General features: G+C 36.6%; 20 protein-coding genes. 3 read left to right on the top strand and 17 right to left on the bottom strand.

Annotated features, from left to right (window positions below; genetic code table 11):
* Window positions 1-6: 6 nt before the first annotated feature.
* Together AC4IF5_RS13895 and AC4IF5_RS13890 are read left to right on the top strand one after the other, a co-directional pair.
* A complete protein-coding gene (locus AC4IF5_RS13895; RefSeq protein WP_490735469.1) occupies window positions 7-459 on the top strand; it encodes a FixH family protein in 453 nt (150 codons plus the stop codon).
* Window positions 450-1,175, top strand: coding sequence for a sulfite exporter TauE/SafE family protein (locus tag AC4IF5_RS13890; RefSeq protein ID WP_490735467.1), 726 nt, complete (start codon window positions 450-452; stop codon window positions 1,173-1,175). Before AC4IF5_RS13895 ends, AC4IF5_RS13890 begins: the two co-directional genes overlap by 10 nt.
* Window positions 1,176-1,276: 101 nt before the next feature.
* On the opposite strand, the gene AC4IF5_RS13885 is transcribed toward AC4IF5_RS13890, so the two are convergent.
* The 6 genes from AC4IF5_RS13885 to AC4IF5_RS13860 are packed head-to-tail and all read right to left on the bottom strand — an operon-like array spanning window position 1,277 to window position 5,018.
* Complete coding sequence (locus tag AC4IF5_RS13885; protein ID WP_490735465.1) at window positions 1,277-2,074, bottom strand: GLPGLI family protein; 798 nt, start codon at window positions 2,072-2,074, stop codon at window positions 1,277-1,279.
* 5 nt (window positions 2,075-2,079) lie between these two features.
* Window positions 2,080-2,616, bottom strand: coding sequence for a hypothetical protein (locus tag AC4IF5_RS13880; protein WP_490735464.1), 537 nt, complete (start codon window positions 2,614-2,616; stop codon window positions 2,080-2,082).
* A 55-nt stretch (window positions 2,617-2,671) separates the two neighbouring features.
* Window positions 2,672-3,673 carry a hypothetical protein gene (locus tag AC4IF5_RS13875; RefSeq protein ID WP_490735462.1) on the bottom strand — a complete coding sequence of 334 codons (1,002 nt, stop codon included), beginning with the start codon at window positions 3,671-3,673 and terminating at the stop codon, window positions 2,672-2,674.
* Window positions 3,648-3,845 (bottom strand): hypothetical protein, encoded by a 198-nt coding sequence (locus tag AC4IF5_RS13870; protein ID WP_490735460.1) that lies wholly within the window; start codon window positions 3,843-3,845, stop codon window positions 3,648-3,650. The genes AC4IF5_RS13875 and AC4IF5_RS13870 overlap by 26 nt, the downstream gene beginning before the upstream one ends.
* Entirely contained in the window at window positions 3,817-4,788 is a 972-nt protein-coding gene (gene gwsG / locus AC4IF5_RS13865) for a grasp-with-spasm system ATP-grasp peptide maturase (protein ID WP_490735458.1), read from the bottom strand. The genes AC4IF5_RS13870 and gwsG overlap by 29 nt, the downstream gene beginning before the upstream one ends.
* A gap of 50 nt (window positions 4,789-4,838) precedes the next feature.
* Window positions 4,839-5,018, bottom strand: a complete 180-nt coding sequence (locus AC4IF5_RS13860; protein ID WP_490735456.1) for a hypothetical protein — start codon at window positions 5,016-5,018, stop codon at window positions 4,839-4,841.
* Between the two features lie 611 nt (window positions 5,019-5,629).
* On the opposite strand from AC4IF5_RS13860, the gene AC4IF5_RS13855 reads away from it, so the two are divergent.
* Window positions 5,630-6,364: a hypothetical protein gene (locus tag AC4IF5_RS13855; protein WP_490735455.1), complete on the top strand. Its 735-nt coding sequence runs from the start codon at window positions 5,630-5,632 to the stop codon at window positions 6,362-6,364.
* A 132-nt stretch (window positions 6,365-6,496) separates the two neighbouring features.
* On the opposite strand, the gene serS is transcribed toward AC4IF5_RS13855, so the two are convergent.
* From serS to AC4IF5_RS13800, 11 genes are all read right to left on the bottom strand, one after another.
* Window positions 6,497-7,765: a serine--tRNA ligase gene (gene serS, locus AC4IF5_RS13850; RefSeq protein ID WP_490735453.1), complete on the bottom strand. Its 1,269-nt coding sequence runs from the start codon at window positions 7,763-7,765 to the stop codon at window positions 6,497-6,499.
* A gap of 66 nt (window positions 7,766-7,831) precedes the next feature.
* Window positions 7,832-8,353 carry a hypothetical protein gene (locus AC4IF5_RS13845; protein WP_490735451.1) on the bottom strand — a complete coding sequence of 174 codons (522 nt, stop codon included), beginning with the start codon at window positions 8,351-8,353 and terminating at the stop codon, window positions 7,832-7,834.
* Between the two features lie 37 nt (window positions 8,354-8,390).
* The gene (gene asnB, locus AC4IF5_RS13840; protein WP_490735449.1) at window positions 8,391-10,289 is read right to left on the bottom strand and encodes an asparagine synthase (glutamine-hydrolyzing); all 1,899 of its coding nucleotides are present in this window, start codon (window positions 10,287-10,289) and stop codon (window positions 8,391-8,393) included.
* 305 nt (window positions 10,290-10,594) lie between these two features.
* Window positions 10,595-11,848 (bottom strand): oligosaccharide flippase family protein, encoded by a 1,254-nt coding sequence (locus AC4IF5_RS13835; RefSeq protein ID WP_490735447.1) that lies wholly within the window; start codon window positions 11,846-11,848, stop codon window positions 10,595-10,597.
* A 5-nt stretch (window positions 11,849-11,853) separates the two neighbouring features.
* A complete protein-coding gene (locus AC4IF5_RS13830; RefSeq protein ID WP_490735445.1) occupies window positions 11,854-12,987 on the bottom strand; it encodes a glycosyltransferase in 1,134 nt (377 codons plus the stop codon).
* 99 nt (window positions 12,988-13,086) lie between these two features.
* On the bottom strand, window positions 13,087-13,575 hold the full coding sequence (locus tag AC4IF5_RS13825) for a hypothetical protein (RefSeq protein ID WP_490735443.1): 489 nt from the start codon (window positions 13,573-13,575) through the stop codon (window positions 13,087-13,089).
* Between the two features lie 110 nt (window positions 13,576-13,685).
* On the bottom strand, window positions 13,686-14,822 hold the full coding sequence (locus AC4IF5_RS13820; RefSeq protein ID WP_490735441.1) for a hypothetical protein: 1,137 nt from the start codon (window positions 14,820-14,822) through the stop codon (window positions 13,686-13,688).
* Between the two features lie 20 nt (window positions 14,823-14,842).
* Window positions 14,843-15,628, bottom strand: coding sequence for a (Fe-S)-binding protein (locus AC4IF5_RS13815; RefSeq protein ID WP_490735439.1), 786 nt, complete (start codon window positions 15,626-15,628; stop codon window positions 14,843-14,845).
* A gap of 89 nt (window positions 15,629-15,717) precedes the next feature.
* Window positions 15,718-17,049 carry a 4Fe-4S dicluster domain-containing protein gene (locus AC4IF5_RS13810; RefSeq protein WP_490735437.1) on the bottom strand — a complete coding sequence of 444 codons (1,332 nt, stop codon included), beginning with the start codon at window positions 17,047-17,049 and terminating at the stop codon, window positions 15,718-15,720.
* A gap of 8 nt (window positions 17,050-17,057) precedes the next feature.
* On the bottom strand, window positions 17,058-18,008 hold the full coding sequence (locus AC4IF5_RS13805) for an MlaD family protein (protein ID WP_490735435.1): 951 nt from the start codon (window positions 18,006-18,008) through the stop codon (window positions 17,058-17,060).
* A gap of 130 nt (window positions 18,009-18,138) precedes the next feature.
* Entirely contained in the window at window positions 18,139-20,292 is a 2,154-nt protein-coding gene (locus AC4IF5_RS13800) for a peptidylprolyl isomerase (RefSeq protein WP_490735433.1), read from the bottom strand.
* Window positions 20,293-20,538 lie beyond the last annotated feature (246 nt).

Here is a 20,538-nt window from a genome sequence, read left to right as displayed (position 1 = left end):
GACAAAATGAAGAACTTTAGTTGGGGACACGGTGTTGTAATTGCATTATTTGCATTCATAGTTTTTATATTATCCATGTTGTTTCTTTTCCCGAACGGGCAGAAGAATTCTGAAATGGTAACGGATAATTACTATGAAGAAGAGCTACAGTACCAGGATGTAATTGATGCAAAGAAAAGGGCCGACGAATTACAGGAAAAACCTGTATACAGTCAGGATACCCATGGAATTAAGATCACTTTTCCGAAAGAATATAATAACTCTAATACTACGGTAAAATTTGTTTTAAACAGAACCGACGACCAGAATTTAGACATTAAAAAATCTGTAGAGCTTGATGCCGGCCAGAGTTTTGTAATACCTGCACAGGTGTTGAAAATGGGTAACTATACCTTAAGGCTAAGCTGGACAAAAGACAAAACAGACTATCGAATGGATTATGACGTAATATGGAAATAGGACTTGTTGTATCGGCTATTGCACTGGGTTTTGCTTCCGGTTTTCACTGTATCGGAATGTGTGGACCTATTGCTTTATCGATGGGATTAACCAAAAAACAGGCTGCCAATTTTTATCTTCAGAACCTTACCTATCAGTTCGGAAGGATCTTCACCTATTCTTTATTGGGTGCGCTTTTGGGAATTATAGGACAAGGATTTGAAATGGCAGGCTTTCAGAAATACCTGACGATCACAGCTGGGGTTTTGCTTATTATCATGGCTGTATTTTCGTTCGGCGGAAAAGATTTTGCCTCGAAGATTCCTTTTTTTTCTAAATTTTTATACTCCGTAAAGTCAAATTTGGGAAGATTGCTTCAGAAAGCAGATTATCGTTCCAGATTTACGACAGGAATTCTTAATGGCTTCTTACCATGCGGAATGGTTTACATGGCTCTTACCGCCAGCCTGGCAGGAGGAGGAATATGGCAGGGCGCTTTATATATGGCTTTATTTGGATTAGGGACCCTTCCGTTCATGTTTGCAATCGTTTTAGCCGGAAATCTGATGAATCAGGCGTTCAGAATAAAAGTATTGAAAGCTGTTCCGGTGATCATGATCATTTTGGGTGGATTATTTATTCTAAGAGGACTGGAGCTGGGAATTCCCTATGTTTCTCCGAAAGCAGAAGCAATGACAATCTCGAAAGATCACAACGGGGATATAAACTGCCATTAATCAGTATTAAAAACCATGAAGAAAACTATTGTCTTATTATTGATAAGTCTGTTTATGCTGCAGTCATGAAGATAAATGAAAAACTTAGCTATTCACAAGCATTAAGGGTATTTAATAGCATCCGTAAGTTCAATAGGATTATTCTTCATTTTTATATCTTTCTGTTTAAGTTCTGTAAGTTGATTAAAATTGGGAGTTATCTGCCTTCCAGATTCATCTACTACTTTCATTACAGCTTTCCCGGCTTTAAGTTCTTTATAAGGATCATTATAGTAATCCAGATAAGCTTTGGCTAACTGTTTTCTGGTAACAGGAATAGTTTCTGGTATCATATTCACTGCTCCAACATCCTTTTTGAGTTCAGTCATTGTAAAAATGTAATTATTTCCGGAATCTCTCATATCTACAATCAGGCCCGGCAAAGAATTAAAAATATAGGGTCCTTCCTGAAAAGGAACATCTTTTGCAAACCATGCTTCCCATTTTCTTCCTTTATAATTAAGACTAGCTTTCTGGCAATTGACATCATATATTTTTTTTACTTCTTCGGTGATTTTCCAATCGAATTTAGCCCCATCTTCTTTTAACGAATACTTATCCAAGCCTATCACATAATATTTCTCTGTTTTATTGTCTTTTTTGTTCTTGAGAACCATAAAATCATAATCTGCCGCCTTCTTTCTAATCTCATTAGTCCCTAATGAATCAATATGATACAAATTGTAGGAATAAAACTTAGAAACATCATCTTTTACATCCAAAATCATCTTTTTATTAATTGTTTCATCCTTTGTGGAGTCTATTTTATAAGCCATCTGATAATATACTCTGTATGCCTGCCCCTGTAAAAAAGGCATGGATATCAAAACAATAAAAAGGCTCAAAATATTTTTTTTCATGTGCATTAATTAAGAGGTTCAATATACCCATTCCATAGAGAATGATTAATATCAAAGAACATAGTATTAATTTCTCTGTTAAACCATTTATAATCAGGATCTTTAGAATAGTCAGGATTATTGACTGATACAAATCGGACTACTCCTCCTTTTACGGTTTTGTAGAAGTCATAAACTTGAAATTTACCGAAATTATATCGGGAAAAAACTTGAGTTTCATCTTCTTTATGTTTGACTGTAGCATACAACTTTTTAACGCCTTCAATGTTCATGTCCTTATAAAAAAAACCTAAAATGTTGGAAAACGTAGGCTGGTTAGTATACATAAACAGAAATTGTTCACCATTCTTTTGAGGAAACTTGTAATGCAATAGTTTGTGCATTTCAGAATTTTTAAAAAAGATATACTGTTTATCTATTTTTTTAAACTGATAATCTCCATAAGTATAGAATGGTATATTTTGTTTTCCATCATCAAAGGTCAGAACAAATTTGCTATACATGTCTGGATGGTCGGTCTCCACGTTTTTCTGACCATTCAAATAATAGTAATTTTTACAGCTTATAAATGAAAGTAGGAATAATACTAATACCATTTTAAGAAAACCATTCATTAGTATAGGGATTATAGTTACAATTTACAACGTACATGTTCTTTTTATCATCATATTCGGGAATATAATTAGCAGTACATGCATATTTCAGTTCACATTTTCTGCATGGTGTAATTTTATCCCTTTTTATATTCCATACCTCGGAAAGGAGAAATAAAGTATTTTCTATGTTAGAATCCAAAATACAGCCATACTCTTTCGTATCAATAGAATTCAGCTGAACCATTCCATCTGCATTCACAAAAACTGTTTTATACAATCCCAGATTAGCATTTCTAGCCGTAAGAAAAGCTCTATGGTTTATTGATATCGTATTGATATCTGCTTTGGGAAGTAGGAAGTCCTGTTCGTTATGTTTTAAAAAATATAAATTGACCTTATAGATTTCTATGCTTTCCGAATAAGGAGAGTTATAAAAATAAAGGTTTTTCAGTCTTTGTTCCTTAATGGTATTTGGATTAAAATCTTTATGATAAGGTAATGATATCGAAAGATTAATAACACTACTTTGCTTAAGAACATGAATAAAATCTAATATTTTTTCCATATCAGCTTCCAGAGACAAATGAAGATGCAAACATTTTACTCCTAAATATTCTATTCTTTCCGTAATCATCTGGGAATTCTTTGCTATGAACTCAGACACTACCAGTGTCATACATTCAATTTTAGAAGTATCATCATTAAAGCATTTATTAGAAAGTTTGGGAAAATGATCTTCTGAAGAAAAGAAAACAAATTCTTTTTCAGTAAGCAATTCCAAATACTCCCATGCAATTTCATTATCTCCCCATTCATCTAAAATATTTTGAACAGGCTTCTTATTAATATAGCTGATAAAATCAATTAAGGAATTAGGAACCAATTCAATATCATCTCTCTGCAAATCATAAACAGCCCCTCTTGCTGAGCCTTTAACCGGTATGCAGCATGAAAACAAAAATAGTTTTTTATTAATATTATGACTTAGGGAGGCTAATTCCATCTTTAAAAGTTCTTAAACACAAAATTTCTGATTGATATTTTTTAGCGTCAATTTTTCTGAGTAAGGATCCATGATTAGGAAATTTATCGCCAGTTTCTACCACTTGCGAAAAGATAGGAGGCAATAATTTTTTCTTTGTTGGGTTAATTTCTTGAAGAAGATTTTTTTTCATGATTCATTTTCTTTAATAATAAAGCCATTTCATAGTGTAGGTTATAGTTACAACGGTAAGACGTCATCCTAAACTGCCCAAAAGGATTCACTTCTAAAAAATAGTATTCTCCATCATTTCCTTTTATAATATCTACTGATCCTGTTTGCAGGTTCAATGCTTTCATTAGCTTTGTAACTTTACGATCAAGATCTTTAGGCATCTGGTAACAGATAAACCGGGTGGGTTTCTCTTCGTTATAATTCCTGAAATCAACAGATGTTGTAGAACCATTTTGAGAAAATATAGCCATCGAATAATTTTTCCCTTTAAGATGGAAGATTCTTAATTCATATTCTTTAATAATCTGTTCCTGGAATAAGCCCGGAAAAAAAGAATCCGTAGGATTATTATATTCCAATGTCATTATAGGAAAGTTTTTATTTTTATAATTAATCACTTTTCCATCGTTTAAAGACTTAGTAATCCATAATCGATCATCTTGCTCAAATTGATTAGTAATGACTGTAAAAGGAATTTTAAGACCTGCTGTTTCAGCTTTTGCAAGCATTTCGATCTTACTTAAGCCCATTACGGCTGTATAATGATTAACCCATTTCTTATTCCTTAAAGCAAAAAGGATTACATTTAAAACCCCTGAATATTCTGAATATAAATATTGTAGCATGTCTAAAGAAAGATCTTCTTCAAACATTTCTTTATACTTATCAAAATTTCCCCATTTGCGGTACCATACAGTTGTTATCTCTGAAACATCTATTTTGCCAAAAAATTCATTTTGAATGATTAACTGACCATGAGAATGAACCGCGTAATACATCTGTGTTTTTCCATTGAACAGATCTATATCATTTAATCGGATATACGGCTCACCTATATTGTTTAGATGTTCTATAACAACATTCGTATCATCATCCCATGAAGTAGATAAAATTAAAATCATAATAAAAAGGGTTGATTCTCATTACTGAAACAACCCTGATAGTTTTTAAACTAACATCCGTCCGATGCACCAGAAGGTATTACAACGCTTTCAAGTACGTAAGGGTCATTAGCAGTTCCTGAACCACTGCATACCCCCTCAGGAAGTAATTTTTTTAAACCGCCATGGATTTGTTTCAGACTACCCATTGTAAGGACTTTTCCACTTTTTAATGATTTTAAATTTTTCATAATAATTTTTTTTAGAATAAGTCATCAAAAACTCAATTAATCAAATAGAATCATTACAATAACACAACCAACACAATTACATTAATTGCAATTTTATTCTCATTTGAATAAACATTATTCAACACTTATCTGATTCTTTTTCAAATATATTAATTAATTCAACAATTCAATGCGATTTAACAATATTTAACATTTTATTGAAAAATAATTTATTGAATTTATTTTAATAAAATCGATAAAAAACTAATAAATTCTAAGGATATTTATTAATTTACATTAAATAAAACAAAAAATAACTAATTATCAATAAGGCACAAATAAAACACTTTTTAGTGTGTTAGATAAAATATCTTCTGTCCCAAAGCAATATTCAATTAAAAAAAATCAAGAAATAAGCCATCCGAAACTTTGATACCATATTAAAATAAAAATTAAGATAGGTAGGCTATAACAATTTTTAAACTATATCTCTGCATTACTGTAATTTTTGTATTCTTACTTATTAGAAAACCTATCTTTGTACTTTATTAGAAACATGATGATCATTACAAATTTTTATTCTAATGATACCTCTATAACTTTGATTTAAGCTTTAATTCTAAATTAAAACCATGAAAAGATCATTCATCCCATTCATTATTATTCTAGCACTGCAATCCTGCAGTATACATTCTGAAATTACCTATCACAAAGATGCTGCTCTTACTTCCTTAACTGATATCGATACAAAAGAGTTTATGGCAGAAATGATGGCCATGACGCCGGATTCTTTGAAGGAAAAAGAATTTGGAGAAATGGATAAGCTTCCGACGACCTGGACAAGCATGTACGAACTGGCAAAACATGAAGGAAAGCTTAAGACCGAAAATCCCGATACGATCAAAATCATGAAAAAGGTTTTGATGAAAGCCGTAAAGAAGGATAATAAACCTGCTGGCTTTTCTTTTAAATTGGAACATCTTACTCCGGAAGACCATCAGTCTCTGCAAAATTTCACAAAGGTGGAAAAGCTTCCGTTGGACCAGAATATCTACAATAGCTGGGATGGAAAAACACTTACCATCAATACGGATAATCTCAACCTTAAACCCCTTGAGACAGCTATCCGGACTAAAAGCTCGAAAGAAGAATCAGAGAAAATGGAAGGAATGATGCTGATGTTCTTCAAAAATATAGGAACAACCTTAAAGTTTGAGAATAAAATAAAGTCGATGACCGGTAAGCATGACTGGGTAAAGCAAATTGATGACTACTCCATAAGAATAGGATATGACCTGAAAGCCCTGTATAATAAAGATTCCAGGCTTAAAAACGCTGATAAAAAGATCGTTGTCACAACAGAATAGAATCAGACTGTCTTATTTTTGAGACAGTTTTTTTTATTACCATTAATGCCATTTGCAGTAAAACAATATAGCATGCATAAAAAAGAGGCTGAACTTTTAGAACAGCCTCAAAATATTTGATACTCAATCAGTTTAGTTAATTACGTCAAATCTTGCATATTCCGCAATCTTCTTAGGAAGCTTGATCCCTTCCGCAGTTTGATTATTCTCGAGCAATGCAGCCATAATTCTCGGTAAAGCCATTGCAGACCCGTTCAACGTGTGAACCAGCTGAGACTTACCATCTGCCTTATAGCGGCATTTCAGTCTGTTGGACTGGAATGTTTCAAAGTTGGAAACAGAGCTTACTTCCAGCCACATTTCCTGTGCAGCACTCCAAACTTCAAAATCATAGGTCATAGCAGATGCAAAACCTGTATCACCACCACAAAGTCTTAATACTCTGAAAGGAAGCTCAAGATCTGTAAGGATCTCCTTGATATGCTCTACCATTTCTTCCAGAACAGCATAAGAGTTCTCCGGCTTTTCAATTCTTACGATCTCTACCTTTTCAAACTGGTGAAGACGGTTTAGCCCTCTTACATGAGCGCCATAGCTTCCTGCTTCTCTTCTGTAGCACTGGGAAAAAGCTGTATTTTTAACCGGAAGATCTTTTTCATCAAACAATACATCACGGTAAAGATTGGTTACAGGAACTTCCGCTGTAGGGATCAGATATAGTTTATCCTCGTTGATATAATACATCTGACCTTCCTTATCCGGCAATTGTCCCGTTCCGAATCCTGACGCTTCATTTACCACGTGAGGCGGATTCACTTCCGTATATCCTTTTTCAACATTTTTATCTAAGAAATATTGAACCAAAGCTCTCTGCAGCCTCGCTCCCTTTCCTAAATAAACAGGGAAGCCTGCACCTGCAATTTTTACCCCCAATTCAAAATCGATCAGGTTGTACTTTTTAGCCAGCTCCCAGTGAGGGATAGCTCCTTCACCGAGACCTTCTACCGGATGAGACTGGAAAATAATTTCGTTGTCATCAGCAGAAGCTCCACTCTTCACCAACTCATTAGGAATATTGGGAAGCTGATACAGAATGGTAAGCAGATCGTTTTCCTTTATCTCCAGCTGAGATTTCAATTCTGAGCTCGACTCTTTGTACTGTGCTGTTTTAGATTTTGCAGATTCCGCTTCTTCTTTCTTTCCTTCCTTCATCAAAAGCCCGATTTCTTTGGAAATTTTGTTGATCTCGGAAAGCTGGGAATCTAGTTCAAACTGGATTCTTTTTCTTTCGTCGTCAGCAGCGATAGCCTCGTCTACCAACTCAAGATTCTTGAATTGTCTTTTTTTAAGACCTTCTAAAACGCGTTCTTTGTTGTCGCGCAAAAAATTGACTTGTAACATTTTATTTAGATGTTAAATATTAGGTGTTGAGCTTACAATCAAGCTAACAATTGTACAAATTTAAAATTATTTTACGATAGTTACGGTATTTATCGAATTGGGAGTATCAGCTTCTTTGGAAAATACCAGTTCTTTATTGTATAGCACTTCCGAAACCTGAAATGCTGTAGGGGTATTACGGTAATGAATTTCCAGCTCATCTTCCGTAGTTTCTGTTTCATCATTGACCTTTTTTGATAATGTAAGCAGCATTCGGGAAACATAAAGATTCCCTGTACCCGGATTTTCCGGACTTACAGAATCCAGCTTTTTTCTTTTGGCTCCCGCAATATATTCCAGATAAAATAAGGAATCTGTTGTCACTTTCAATGGAATGCTGACCGGAGAAACATCTTTATCACCCAGAAGGTCATTCACAGAATACCCTGTATAGGAACCCGCCTTTTTACTGTTCAGCAGGTCCTGTCCGGCACTGTTCTTCATATAAATATTCATGATCTGATCAATTCTCTGCAAAGAATCATCATCACTTTTACAGCTTATAAGCGCGAAGATAATAATCAGTATACTCCAAAAATATTTCATCATGATACAAAGGTAAAATATTAATCTTTAGGCTGCTTCTTTATTTTTCAAAATATTTCTGATACCATAGCTCAAAAGTGACCAGCTGCCAGATTTTAACCCAATCATAATCATGCTCCTGGTGGCTCCACCATTCATCGATCACTTCAGCTCTGAAAAAATCTCTTTGTTTCAGACGCTCTAAATTTTCATCAATGAAATCCCGGACTCTTAGCTCCTTTTTAAGGAAATAATGGACGGGAAAGGAAAACCCTCGTTTAGGCATGTTTAAAACTTCCGAAGGAAGGTGTTTTTCTGCGGTCCTACGCAATAAAGGTTTATTCTGAATTCCGTTGAATCTGATCTTTTCAGGTAATGCAGAAACATAATCAATCAGGCTATTGCTTAAATAGGGATAACGAAATTCCACCCCGTACTTCATGGCGCTCAGATCATCCCGGAATACATGATGTGATGACAGGGAATATTTCATATCATATTCAAAATAACCTGAGTAATTCTTTGATTCTGAGGCATGATACCCGGAAAGATCAGTATTGATTGTATTGTAAACCTCCGGATTTAAAACGTTTTTAACCTGAAGAGGCATCATACTGATCTGGCTCTGACGGAAAAAATCGAACATATCATCTTGTGAAAAGTAGTTTTTTACCCGTTGCGAAAACGGATCTTTTGTCAAGATAAAAGGCCGTATAAAATTGAAGCTTCTCATAAAAAGCCATCTTTTCAGCTTCAGGGTATGGGAATAGCCTGCAAAAAGCTCATCAGCTCCATTTCCGCTCAGAACTACTTTAAATTGATGGTCATTGGCATATTTTGCTGCATTGATCAGCACCTCGAAACTGCTGTAAGGCTCTTCAAAATGCTGTATATTTTCTTTCAGCTGTTCCAGAGCCTCTTCATCACTTATTTCTTTTACCTGATGTGAGACTCCAAAGTATTCCGCAGCCAATGATGCTTTTTCCACTTCTTCTTCAGAAAACGGATAAGATATTGTATAAGTATTGATATTTTCGTTAAACGGTTTTGATTTTGCAGCAATTAAGGTAGAATCTATACCTCCGCTCATCATCACAGCCACCGGCACATCTGCATACAGCTGTTCCGATATGCTTTCAGACAGCAGATCATCTATTTTTTTTACCGCTTCTTCTTCAGAAACAGATCTTGTAAACTTCCGGGGAAAGTTCCAGACCTTTTCTTTTGTTATTTTCTGATCCTTTAAATCAACGACCATCAGAGAAGCAGGTTCAAGAGAAAAAATATTCCTGAAACAGGTTTTGGGCGCCAATGTGGTCTGAAAAAGAAAATTCGTATACACGCCGTCCCAGTTAATTTCAGCCTTTACAAATTCATGCTTCAGAATTGCTTTTATTTCGGAAGCCCAAACCAGTCCCTGTTCGTTTTGATGATAAAAAAGAGGTTTCATCCCAACCCTGTCTCTTGCCAGAATAAGTTTTTGCTGAAAAAGATCAACAATGCAAATGGCAAACATCCCATCCAGTTTTACAAACATTGAGTTTCCCCACTCCTGGTAAGCTTTCACTATAACTTCAGTATCGGAAGTACTTTGAAAAGAATAACCTGATCTTTCAAGCTCCTGTCTTATTTTTCTGAAATTATAGATTTCCCCGTTATAGGTAATGATGACCTGTCCATTATCAGAAAGCATGGGCTGATGTCCTTTTTCAGAAAGATCAATAATTGATAATCTACGGAAACCCAAAGCAATATCCGCCTCATTTTCTTCCAAAACCGGAAATTGCTCTTTAATTTTTTCAGTGGAATCATCTCCTGAAAAAGAAATGCCTTTATGGTTATCGTAAAGCCAGAACCCTTCATCATCCGGCCCGCGATGCCTGATAGCCTGATTCATCTCCAGAATATTTTTAGAGGAAATACTTTTATGAAATGAATAATAGCCGCTGATTCCGCACATAATAAGACTTAATAGATTTGTAAAAATAAGGAAATGACTTTATTTAACATCAGTCAGACCTCTTTTTAATACAAGAGATGTACTTTTTTATAATGAATTTTTTATACAGATCCCGCAAATCCGACAGATCAAAAAAAGACGGTATACAAAATAAGTGACCTAAGACATTCAGCTCTGTCATTGAAAAAGCTTTAGAGCCATGCATAAGCTTACCCAAAATACGACATCACAAAGATAAATTCTTTACATCCGATAATTACTCGACATCATATTATCACGTTTTTGAGCTTTAAGACAACCCAACACTATTTTTTAAAAAATCTGGCTTTTAAAAGCTGAATTTCTTCCTTTGAGATCATAAAATCCTTCAGGCTGAATACTGTAGAGCTGTAAAACTTACGGAATAGCAGAAAAGCTGAAACCAGATAGGAAGATGTGGTCACCAAACATGCTCCCCAAATTCCCCATCTGGGTATGGCAATAAAAGAAAAAACAACGGTAACGGCAAGGCCAACAATTGATTTTATATTCAGAATTTTCAATTCCCGGATACCTGAAAAATAATGACCTACCATATCACTGACGGCAATAGCAAAAATTCCCGGAGATAAAAGAAGCATAATTTCCTTCGTATCCCTGAATTCTTTTCCGAAGATCATCTCATATACCTGTGAAGGAATGATCAGGATCCCCAGCACAAAGCCAATCATCAGAATAGCTGTAAGCTTAAGTGAAGATTTGGTTTTCTCCACAGATTCGTCGCTGCTTTTGCTGTTGACCACATCTGAATATAAAACCACTGCAATACTTCTGGTAATCGTCCATATTGCTTCTGAAAACGTAACCCCGATGGAAAAGATCCCCACACTTGCAATACCTTCGAAATGCTCTAAAAAATAAAATGAAAGCCTGTAATTCAGGAACTGGACAAATGCGCTCAGCTGAGTTTTCCATCCATATTCAAACATATTCCGGGCAACTTCTTTAGAAAATGTAACCTGAGATATATTACATTTTTTGATGATCTGAAAGAAACTGGTAAGAAACAGCAGTGCCAGACACCCGATCTGAGCAAGAAAATATACGGAAACATCTTTTTGACTAAACACATATACCAGCAATCCGATAAAGATAATATGCACCAACTGCTGCAAAACGGTATAAAGATTAAACCTTCTGATATTCTGTGTCCCAATGAACAAGCTTATATTCGTCGCTAATAATGAAGAAAAAACCGAAATTCCGATAAGATATAGAAGATAATCACTCTGCGTCGATGCAAAGCTAAATAAAAAAGGAACTATGAGGCCTATCAGAAATGACCAGAGATAGGAATAGAGCAGTATCTGTTCGATTTTAAATCTTGAAGCGAAATAAGAAGTGCTGCTTCCTGAAAAAATACTGCTGAAAAAACTTACCGCAGCGGCATTGGCAATTACTATGGAAATGGTTCCCTTTCCTTCACTTCCCCACATATTCGTGGAATAGATCACCAGGCCGAAGCTGAGAACCAGGATCAGAAAGCGTGAAATGAAAGTTTTGATAATAGTAAGCTGCATGGTAATTATGTCTCAATAGATCTTTTTACAAAATCAACAAAGGAACCGCTGATTTTTCTCCAGTTGTATTTTTCTTTAAATTCTTTCCTTGCCTTCAATGCGTGAGTATGATACAGTTTCGGGGTCTCTACATAGTTAATAATGATTTCTGAAACAGCTTCTGCATTTAGCGGATCCACCAGGTTTCCAAACGAAAGAGTGCCCATATGTTTCCGGATTCCTTTCAAATCTGAATAGACCACAGGTTTTCCGGCTCCCATAAAATAAAACAGCTTTATAGGTAATGAGTGATCGTTTTCAAAATTGATCTGCCGGAGGTCAAAGCAGAGATCGGCATCGGCAAATGCCTCTGTAAATTTCTCAAAAGACGTTGGTTTTCTAATTTCAATATCGTTAAAAGAATAGTTTCTAAGCAATTCTGAAAAGTAAACTGCATCACTTTCCTGCGGTGTTGATCCTACAATCAGAATTCTGACATTCAGCATAGGAGCCTTTTGACGGATGTTATCCACGGCCTTAAAAAAATTGCCAATCCCCTTGTCCCTGGAAATCTGCCCTGTATAGCAAAGGGTAATACTATCAGGATCAAGTTCCCTGATGCTTTCTTTGATATAAGCAGGATCCGGATAATAAGGAAGGATCATCTGCTTTTTAAACCAAAAGAAATAAGCCAAAGGAAATTTTTTGGTTGTTTCCCCAAAAATAAAGTGCGTGCTTAAAAATCCGGCATACAGCTGAATAAGAAAAAACCTGATCGCCTTAAGGATCTTAACAGGAAAACGATATCCATCCAGCATTGACATCGAGGGATACCATTCTGTAACATCATAGATACAGCTGATCTTTTTTTCCTTCACAAAAGTCTTCGCTGCCACGACTGCCAAAGGTTCTGAGCAGATAATACATTCAGGCTGAAAAGCATCGCAAACCTTCCGGAAAGTTTCTGTTTTCTTCTCTATGCTTTCTTCCAGAATCGCATAAGACTCGATGTCAATGCCATCGATAATGCCTTTATAATCCGCGTATAAACTGCATATTTTCACATCATGCCCCTTATCTCTAAGAGCCTTCGCCTGATGATAAAAAATCCGGTCATCATTATAGCTGTGGGAAGTCGTTAAAAAAAGTACTTTAGGCATTAGTTTCTCACTCGAATCTATGCAAAGATACATTAAAAGAAAAAAGTGGAAAACACGTTTCCACTTTATGATCTATAAGCCTTATCAGCTTAATAATGTTTATTTTATAGAAGCTGCCCAGCTCTTCTCTAAAGGGAGAAGAAAATGACTCAAAAAGTCAAGATAGGTATTTTTAGAGAAATCAAAAACCTGGATATCGTCTGAGAGCTCTCCATTTCTCAATTTTGCTTTAAAATCCATCAGTTTTAAGGTTTTTACTTCATCATTTTCAACAAAGCTCGCTTTCATCCTGTCGAAAAGCCCCAACTGATACTCTTCATCAATTTCTCTCATCACTTTTCCCAAAGCGTCAATACTGCATCCGGAAGCCATTTCTTTTTCTTCATCTACACAAACCACAATAAACTGGTTCTTCTCAATTTTAAAAGAAGAAGAAAGCGGCTTGCCATGGGCTGCCCATGTAGCCAGGAAATCAAACAGTTTCTCAGTAATCGCTTTTGCTTCCTTCGTTTCAAAAGGCCTTGAAGCCGGATATATAATGACTCTGTAGTCGTTGGTTTCTACAATATTAGATTCTTCGATTTTCATAATGTAAATATTTTTTCCAAGAGCCTATGTAATCACTATTTTCTTTCCATTCTGTTTCCGGAAGGTTTCGTAAATGGCAATTTCATATCCTCTCAATTCAAAGGATAAAATTACGCAATTTTCTCGAGTTTAAGATCATTGTATTTTTTGCTCAGAACATAAAGCATCATAATGAAAAGCGGAAAAATAAACGGGAAAAAAAATCTTAATGCTGCCGACTGCGGAAAGAAAAAGAATTTGATATAGACATTCACCAGAAAAAGCACGGAGATCATTCTCACCCATACATCTTTTGACCGCCAGAAAATAACAGCGATCATGATGGAAACGGATAAGGTTACCTTTTTAAAGTAAATGATCTTAATGTAAATAATCTGCAGATAGTCCATCAAGCTAAGTTCAACAGGATGTGTGGATATGATTGGCCTCCTGTCAATAAAGGTATCATAAAAAACATCTTTCCAACCCGGATAATGATAATATTTAATGATTGCCAGATACATTATTAAAAGGATCGCTCCCTGCCCGATAAGGGAAATATCGATTTTCTTTTCTTTAAAGTAGTAGAAAAAGAAAACAGCTATGATATAGGTGAGCGTGAATGTAATATAATCAGGACGTATGAACGTGATCATAAAAAGAAGCACAAACATCGTCAGCTTACTCCATTTTTTAATTAAGCCAATAATAAAGATCAGGATAAACTGAAAAATGAACATATCAGGTGTTGAAACCCTGGACATATAGGTCATTGGAGGTAAGAGCATGGCTGCAACCGTCAATATAACCGCAAGCCAGTATTTTTCCGGAAACAGGAGCTTCAGAATATAAAAAAATAATAGCCCTGAAATAAAGTAAGAAATAAGGCTTGTGAACAGAACTGCCATTGGCGGTGTAAATCCAAGCTTATAGAAAAGGGTAATTACCAGAATATATCCTACTTTTATCTGAAAATAGGGTAATTGTTCTGTAAAGGACTGGGTATTTTTTGTAAAATACTGCCTTGGTATATCCCATGGCTTTGTGCCGATAACATCTGCATAATGCTCTGCAGGAGCCTCCTTTTTTATTTCTTCATAGGTAATGATACGCACCTTATCCGGTGAATCGGGGAACTCAGAAGTATACATGCATCCCAGATATCCCGGCATGTCCCAATCGTATACCCTGTTGTTATAGTTCCATAATGTCAGGAATGCAAGTATCGATAGTATAAACAAAAAGGAGATCCCCCATTTTACTTTCATAAACCAGTATAAGATTATAATTATAAATCTTCTGCTTCAGCAAGAAGTTCAACAATATCTTTTACGGCAACTTCAGTATTTTTGTTAAAGTGTTTTACTCCATCCGTCATCATTGTATTACAGAACGGGCATCCGGTTGCGATTACCTTAGGTTCAAAAGATAAAGCTTCTTCGGTTCTTTCAATATTGATGTCTTTATTCCCTTTTTCAGGTTCTTTAAACATCTGTGCACCTCCTGCGCCACAGCAAAGGCCATTGGTTCTGCAACGCTTCATTTCCACAAGCTCCGCATCCAGTTTTTCAAGTAAGATTCTTGGCGCTTCGTATTCATCATTGGCACGTCCCAGGTAACATGGATCATGGAAAGTAATTTTCTTTCCTTTGAATGCTCCCCCTTCAATCTTCAGTCTTCCTTCTTCCATCAATGTCTTCAGGAACTGGGTGTGGTGTACCACTTCAAAGTGCCCTCCCAGGCTTGGATATTCATTTTTCAGAGTATTGAAGCAATGCGGGCATGCTGTCACGATCTTCTTCACTTCATAAGCATTAAGGACCTCAATATTGGTAAGGGCCATCATCTGGAAAATGAATTCGTTTCCGGCTCTTTTTGCAGGATCTCCTGTACAGCTTTCTTCCTGCCCAAGAACTGCAAATTCAACGCCTATCTTATTTAATATCTTGCAAAATGCTTTTGTAATTTTTTTAGCACGGTCATCAAAACTTCCCGCACATCCAACCCAAAATAAAACTTCCGGGGATTTTCCTTCGGCAGCATATTCCGCCATTGTTTTTATGTTGAAATCCATTTCTTTTTCAATTTGAAAATGTGAGAATTTGGAAATTTGAAAATGAGCTGCCTGGCATCAGTTTTCAAATTTTCAAATTGATTAATTATCTAGTTTTCCGTTGCCCAGTTCAGACGGTCTGCCTGATTATACTGCCAAGGAGCAGCATTATTTTCCACGTTGGTCATCATCAGATTAAGTTCCTGTGGGGCAGCAGACTGTTCCATCACCAGGAATCTTCTCATTTCAAAAATAATGGAAAGCGGGTCAAGCAATACCGGACAGGCTTCTGTACATGCATTACACGTTGTACATGCCCAAAGTTCTTCTTTTGTGATATAATCATTCAGCAGCTTCTTGCCGTCATCTACAAATTTCCCGTTCTTATCAATGTTTTTCCCTACTTCTTCCAGTCTGTCCCTTGTCTTCATCAGAATAAGTCTTGGAGAAAGTTTCTTGCCGGTAATATTAGCAGGACAAACGGAAGTACAACGTCCGCATTCCGTACAGGAATAGGCATTCAAAAGCTGCACCTGGTTCAAATCGAAAATGTCTTCCGCTCCAAATTTAGACGGAACATCAGCTTCAGCCCCTTCAGCCGGAGCGGCATAAGGATCTGCGTTCGGATCCATCATCAGCTTGATCTCTTTCGTCACGGAATCAAGGTTGTTGAATTTTCCTTTTTTATCAAGGTTCGCATACCATGTGCTTGGAAATGCAAGGATAATATGTAAGTGCTTGGAATAATAAAGATAGTTCATGAAGAAAAGGATTCCTACAAAGTGGAACCACCATGCTCCCTTTTCGGTAAAGTGTAAAAATCCGTCACTGAAACCGCTGAAAAGAGGACCTAACACAGTTGAACTGACAGGAAAACTTCCATGCTCATGAAGAAGGCCTCTCTGTTGTAAAACCCAGTCAGCAGCATTCATCTTAAAGAAAGCCATCATCAGGGCAAACTCTATGATCAGTATCCAATTGGCATCATGTTTCGGCCATCCGAAAAGTTCTTTCATGGTCAATCGTTTAACGCCATAAAAGTTCCTTCTGATGAAGAATACAACAACTCCGATCACTACAAGCAGTGCCAATATCTCCAATGTTGCTGTAAAGAAACTGTAAAAGCTGTCTCCAAAAACTGAAGCCAGAAAACGGTGGGTACCGAACAGTCCATCAACAACAATTTCTATAAGCTCAATATTGATAATGACAAAACCTACATATACAAAAAGATGCAGTACCCCTGCAACAGGACGTTTTACCATCTTGCTCTGCCCCATAGCCACTCTGGCCATGGTACTCCAGCGCTCAGATTTTCTGTCGGTTCTATTAATCTCATGTCCCAGCCTGATATTTCGGTATATCTTCTGCAGGCTTTTGGCAAATAATCCAAATCCTGCCACTAATAAAATCAGGAAAATAATATTATCGATGTACTGCATAAGGCATATTAGTCTTTATTGTTTTTACCAAAAACAGAGAAATTAATATATCTCTTAGGATTCGCTTTCATATCTTCGATCAATGAATTCAGGTTAGAAGAAGCTGAATTCAGATTGTTGTAAAGCTGCTCATCCTTCATCAGTTTACCTAAGCTTCCCTGCCCGTTATCTATTCCGCCAATTACCTGATTAAGCCTACCTACGGTAGCATCTAAACTTGCAATAGTTGCATTAAGTTTTTTCGTATCGATACTTTCTGCCAGATTACCGTATTTATCCAATGTCACCTTCCCGCTTTGCATGGTAAGACTTGCATCATCCAATACTTTCTGCAGTTTAGGGTCATTATGCCCCACAAGGTTGTTTACATTTCCCGCGGTGGTCTGTAATGCTCCTACGGTCTTATTAAGGTTGGATAGCAATGCTTTGATCTCAGCTCTGTTTTGTGAATCCACAAGCATATTAGCGTTAGCCATTAAAGAGTCCACTCTATGCAAAACAACCTGTAACTGATCTTTTACCGGACCTACCTGTGAAGAAAGGCTTCCCATCATTCCCAGTTTGAAAGCTCCTTTCAGGGTGTCACCGTCTTTTGCAGTCGGGCCCCCGTAGACAAGGTTCACTCTCATTTCTTTTCCGGACATCAATCCAGGTTCAAAGATTTCCAGGGATGAATTTTTTGAAAATTCGAATTTGTTATCGATCGTAATTTTTACGACAAAATTAATTTTACCGTCTTTTGACTTCTGAGGAATGATCTTATCCACCTGTCCTACTTTAAGACCGTTGATAGAAACCGCTGAAGACTGCGCAAGGCCCTCTACATTGTCGTATTTCGCATAAAATATATTGTCGGTAGTAAAAAGGCTTTTCCCTTTCATGAACTGAAACAATATCACAAAGCCTACTATAGCTAAAAGTGCGATCACACCAGCTTTTAATTCTTTACTGAACTTCACTTGCTAATTTTTTTCTAATAAGCAAATATAATACATTTTAAATTAATCTTTTCCTTTATTGTTCTGCGTTAAATACAAAAAAAAGCGACAAAAAATTTTGTCGCTTTTTTATATCTGTAAAATGGATTTCTTATTGTTGCTGATTTCCGATTTTGCTCCAGATTTCAATTCTGTAATCCTTGATATCCGCATTATCCTGAAGGCTCTTCATCCAGGCCTGTCCGAACATTCCCGCATTTCTTTGAGTAATAGACTCAGTAAACTGCTTAAGGTCTCCAGGCTGTTTGTTTACAGTCTCTGATTTTTTGATCAGAACATAAACTCCTGTTCCTCCTTCAACCGGGTTGGAAAGCTTACCTTTTGCAACACCAAATGCTGCTCCGGCAACTTTAGGTTCCATAGCTCCTGCTACTGAAGGATTCAACAGGTTCACCTGAGCTGATTCTTTTGAAGTTGCAAATAATTTAGCGATCTGATCTAAGTTTGAAGCTTTTGCTGCTGCAATTTTATCAGAGATCTGTTTTGCTGCCAATTTATTTTTAACGATCACTTCGATCTGATCTCTTACAGATTCAGGATCAGCAAGACCTGCCTCCTGTTTTCCGTTAAGATAAACAACAATTTTATCACCTGTTCCTTCTACTGTGAAAAGTTCAGTATCTCCTTTAGATCTTTTCTTGTCAAAAGCCCATGTCAGGATCTCTGCGTCTTTTTCAGTACCTAACCCCTGAAGCTGACCTTCAAATCTTTTCGCCGCCTTAGGATTGGTAAACTGATAGTTATCTTTCTTAGCAATATTCACGAAATCGTTGAAAGATTTCCCCTGAACCTGCTGAATGAATTTTCTTGATTTTTTGTCAGTTTCAGCCTCGGTAGCATCTGAAGGTTTAATTGCTTTCACCAAGTTAGCAACTTTATACCCCATCGATCCCGATTTTTTATCTTCAATATTGATGATATGGTAACCGAACTGAGTTTCTACTACTCCGGTAGCTCCTTTAGGATTGTTAGCAAGATAGTGAAGGAATTCCGGAACGAATGGCGTCTCCGGAGTTGTCCAGCCTAAGCTCCCTCCTTGTGCTGCTGAGTTCGGATCATTAGAAAGCTTAAGGAACTCTGTGAATTTAGCAGGGGCTGCCTTCACAATTGCTCCGATAGAGTCTGCCAATTTCTTAGCCTGCTCTTTAGATCTTGTCACTCCTTCTCCCGCAGGGCTTCCCTTGAAAGCAATAAGGATATGTCTTGACAATGTAGAGTCTGAAGTCTTCTTCCCTACAAGTTTTGAAACTACATAGAAATCCTGTTCCTTGTATGGGCCAAAAGCTTGTCCTACCGCTGCAGTAGCAATCTGACCTTGTATTGTTGCCGGCAATTGAGAAGGTGTCACATACTGAGGATTGAACGGCATATCAGAATTTGCCATTACAAACATAGAATCGTTTTTCGTATTCTGGAAGTTTTCGGCTCCTCCGCTTGCATCTGTACCTCCCGAGTATAGTTTCGTAATTTCTTTCAATGTTGCGGCATCATCTGCTGCGCTAGGCTTGGATGGGAAATATACAATCCCAAGATTTCTGCTAGGCTCAGCTTTGAACATTACAGGGTGCTGCTTGATATAGTTCGCAAGATCTTCTGTCGTAACATTGATCTTCGTTTTCTGAAGATAAGCCGCATAGTCTACTTTCACAAAGTCGATATCTGCAAGCTGATCCCTTTGCTTCATCAATTCTTCAGCTTCTTTTTTACCTGTAGTAATTCCTGCTGAAATATTGGTAAACACCTGTCTTGCCATCAGTCTGTACTCAATCGTCTTTCTTGTCTTCAGCCACTGGGCAAACCCCTGAGGATTGGTGTTCTGTAAGGTTTCAATTTCTTTTTTAAGCTCTTGAGTTTTAAAATTACCTTTCTCATCAAAGAACTGCTGATTCTGAGCAAACATCTGATCATACTGGATCTGATTCCAGAAATAATCATCAGTCATTTCAAAGCCCAATTTCTCGAACTGCTGTTTGATAAGTTTAGATTGTACAAGTAACTGCCAGGCCTGCTCCTCAAGACCGTTTTTCGGACGACCTTGCTGCTCTGCCTGCTGCTGCAACACGAAAAGCTGATCATTGAACTCTTCGCGGGTGATTTTCTCACCATTTACTTTTCCTAAAACGTCAGGATTTTTTCCAAAAACCTTGTCGATACTATCGGGGTTTACCAGAAACGCTAAAAGCGCTAAGGCTATTACTCCCATTAAAAGCCAAGGCTTACTCCTAATCTGTCCTAAAATTGCCATTTTATAAATTATAGTTTTTTATCAGTTTGCGAAAATACACATTTTTAAGAAATTACAGAAACAGAAGTTCCTTATTTTGATTTTTAATCCAAATATTATTTAAAAAAGGAAATTTTGACCGTATTTTTTAGCAAAAAACAAATGGCATAAGTATTGTGCTTTTTAAAAACATTATAATATGCCACCCGTTTTCAGGGCAGATTATAAAAAATCACCTTAACGATTAAAAACGAAAATGACAATTTG

The organism is Chryseobacterium sp. UF-290, assembly GCF_058245615.1.
Note: the sequence above shows the minus strand (reverse complement) of the source record. Positions and strands in the feature narration are given on the sequence as shown.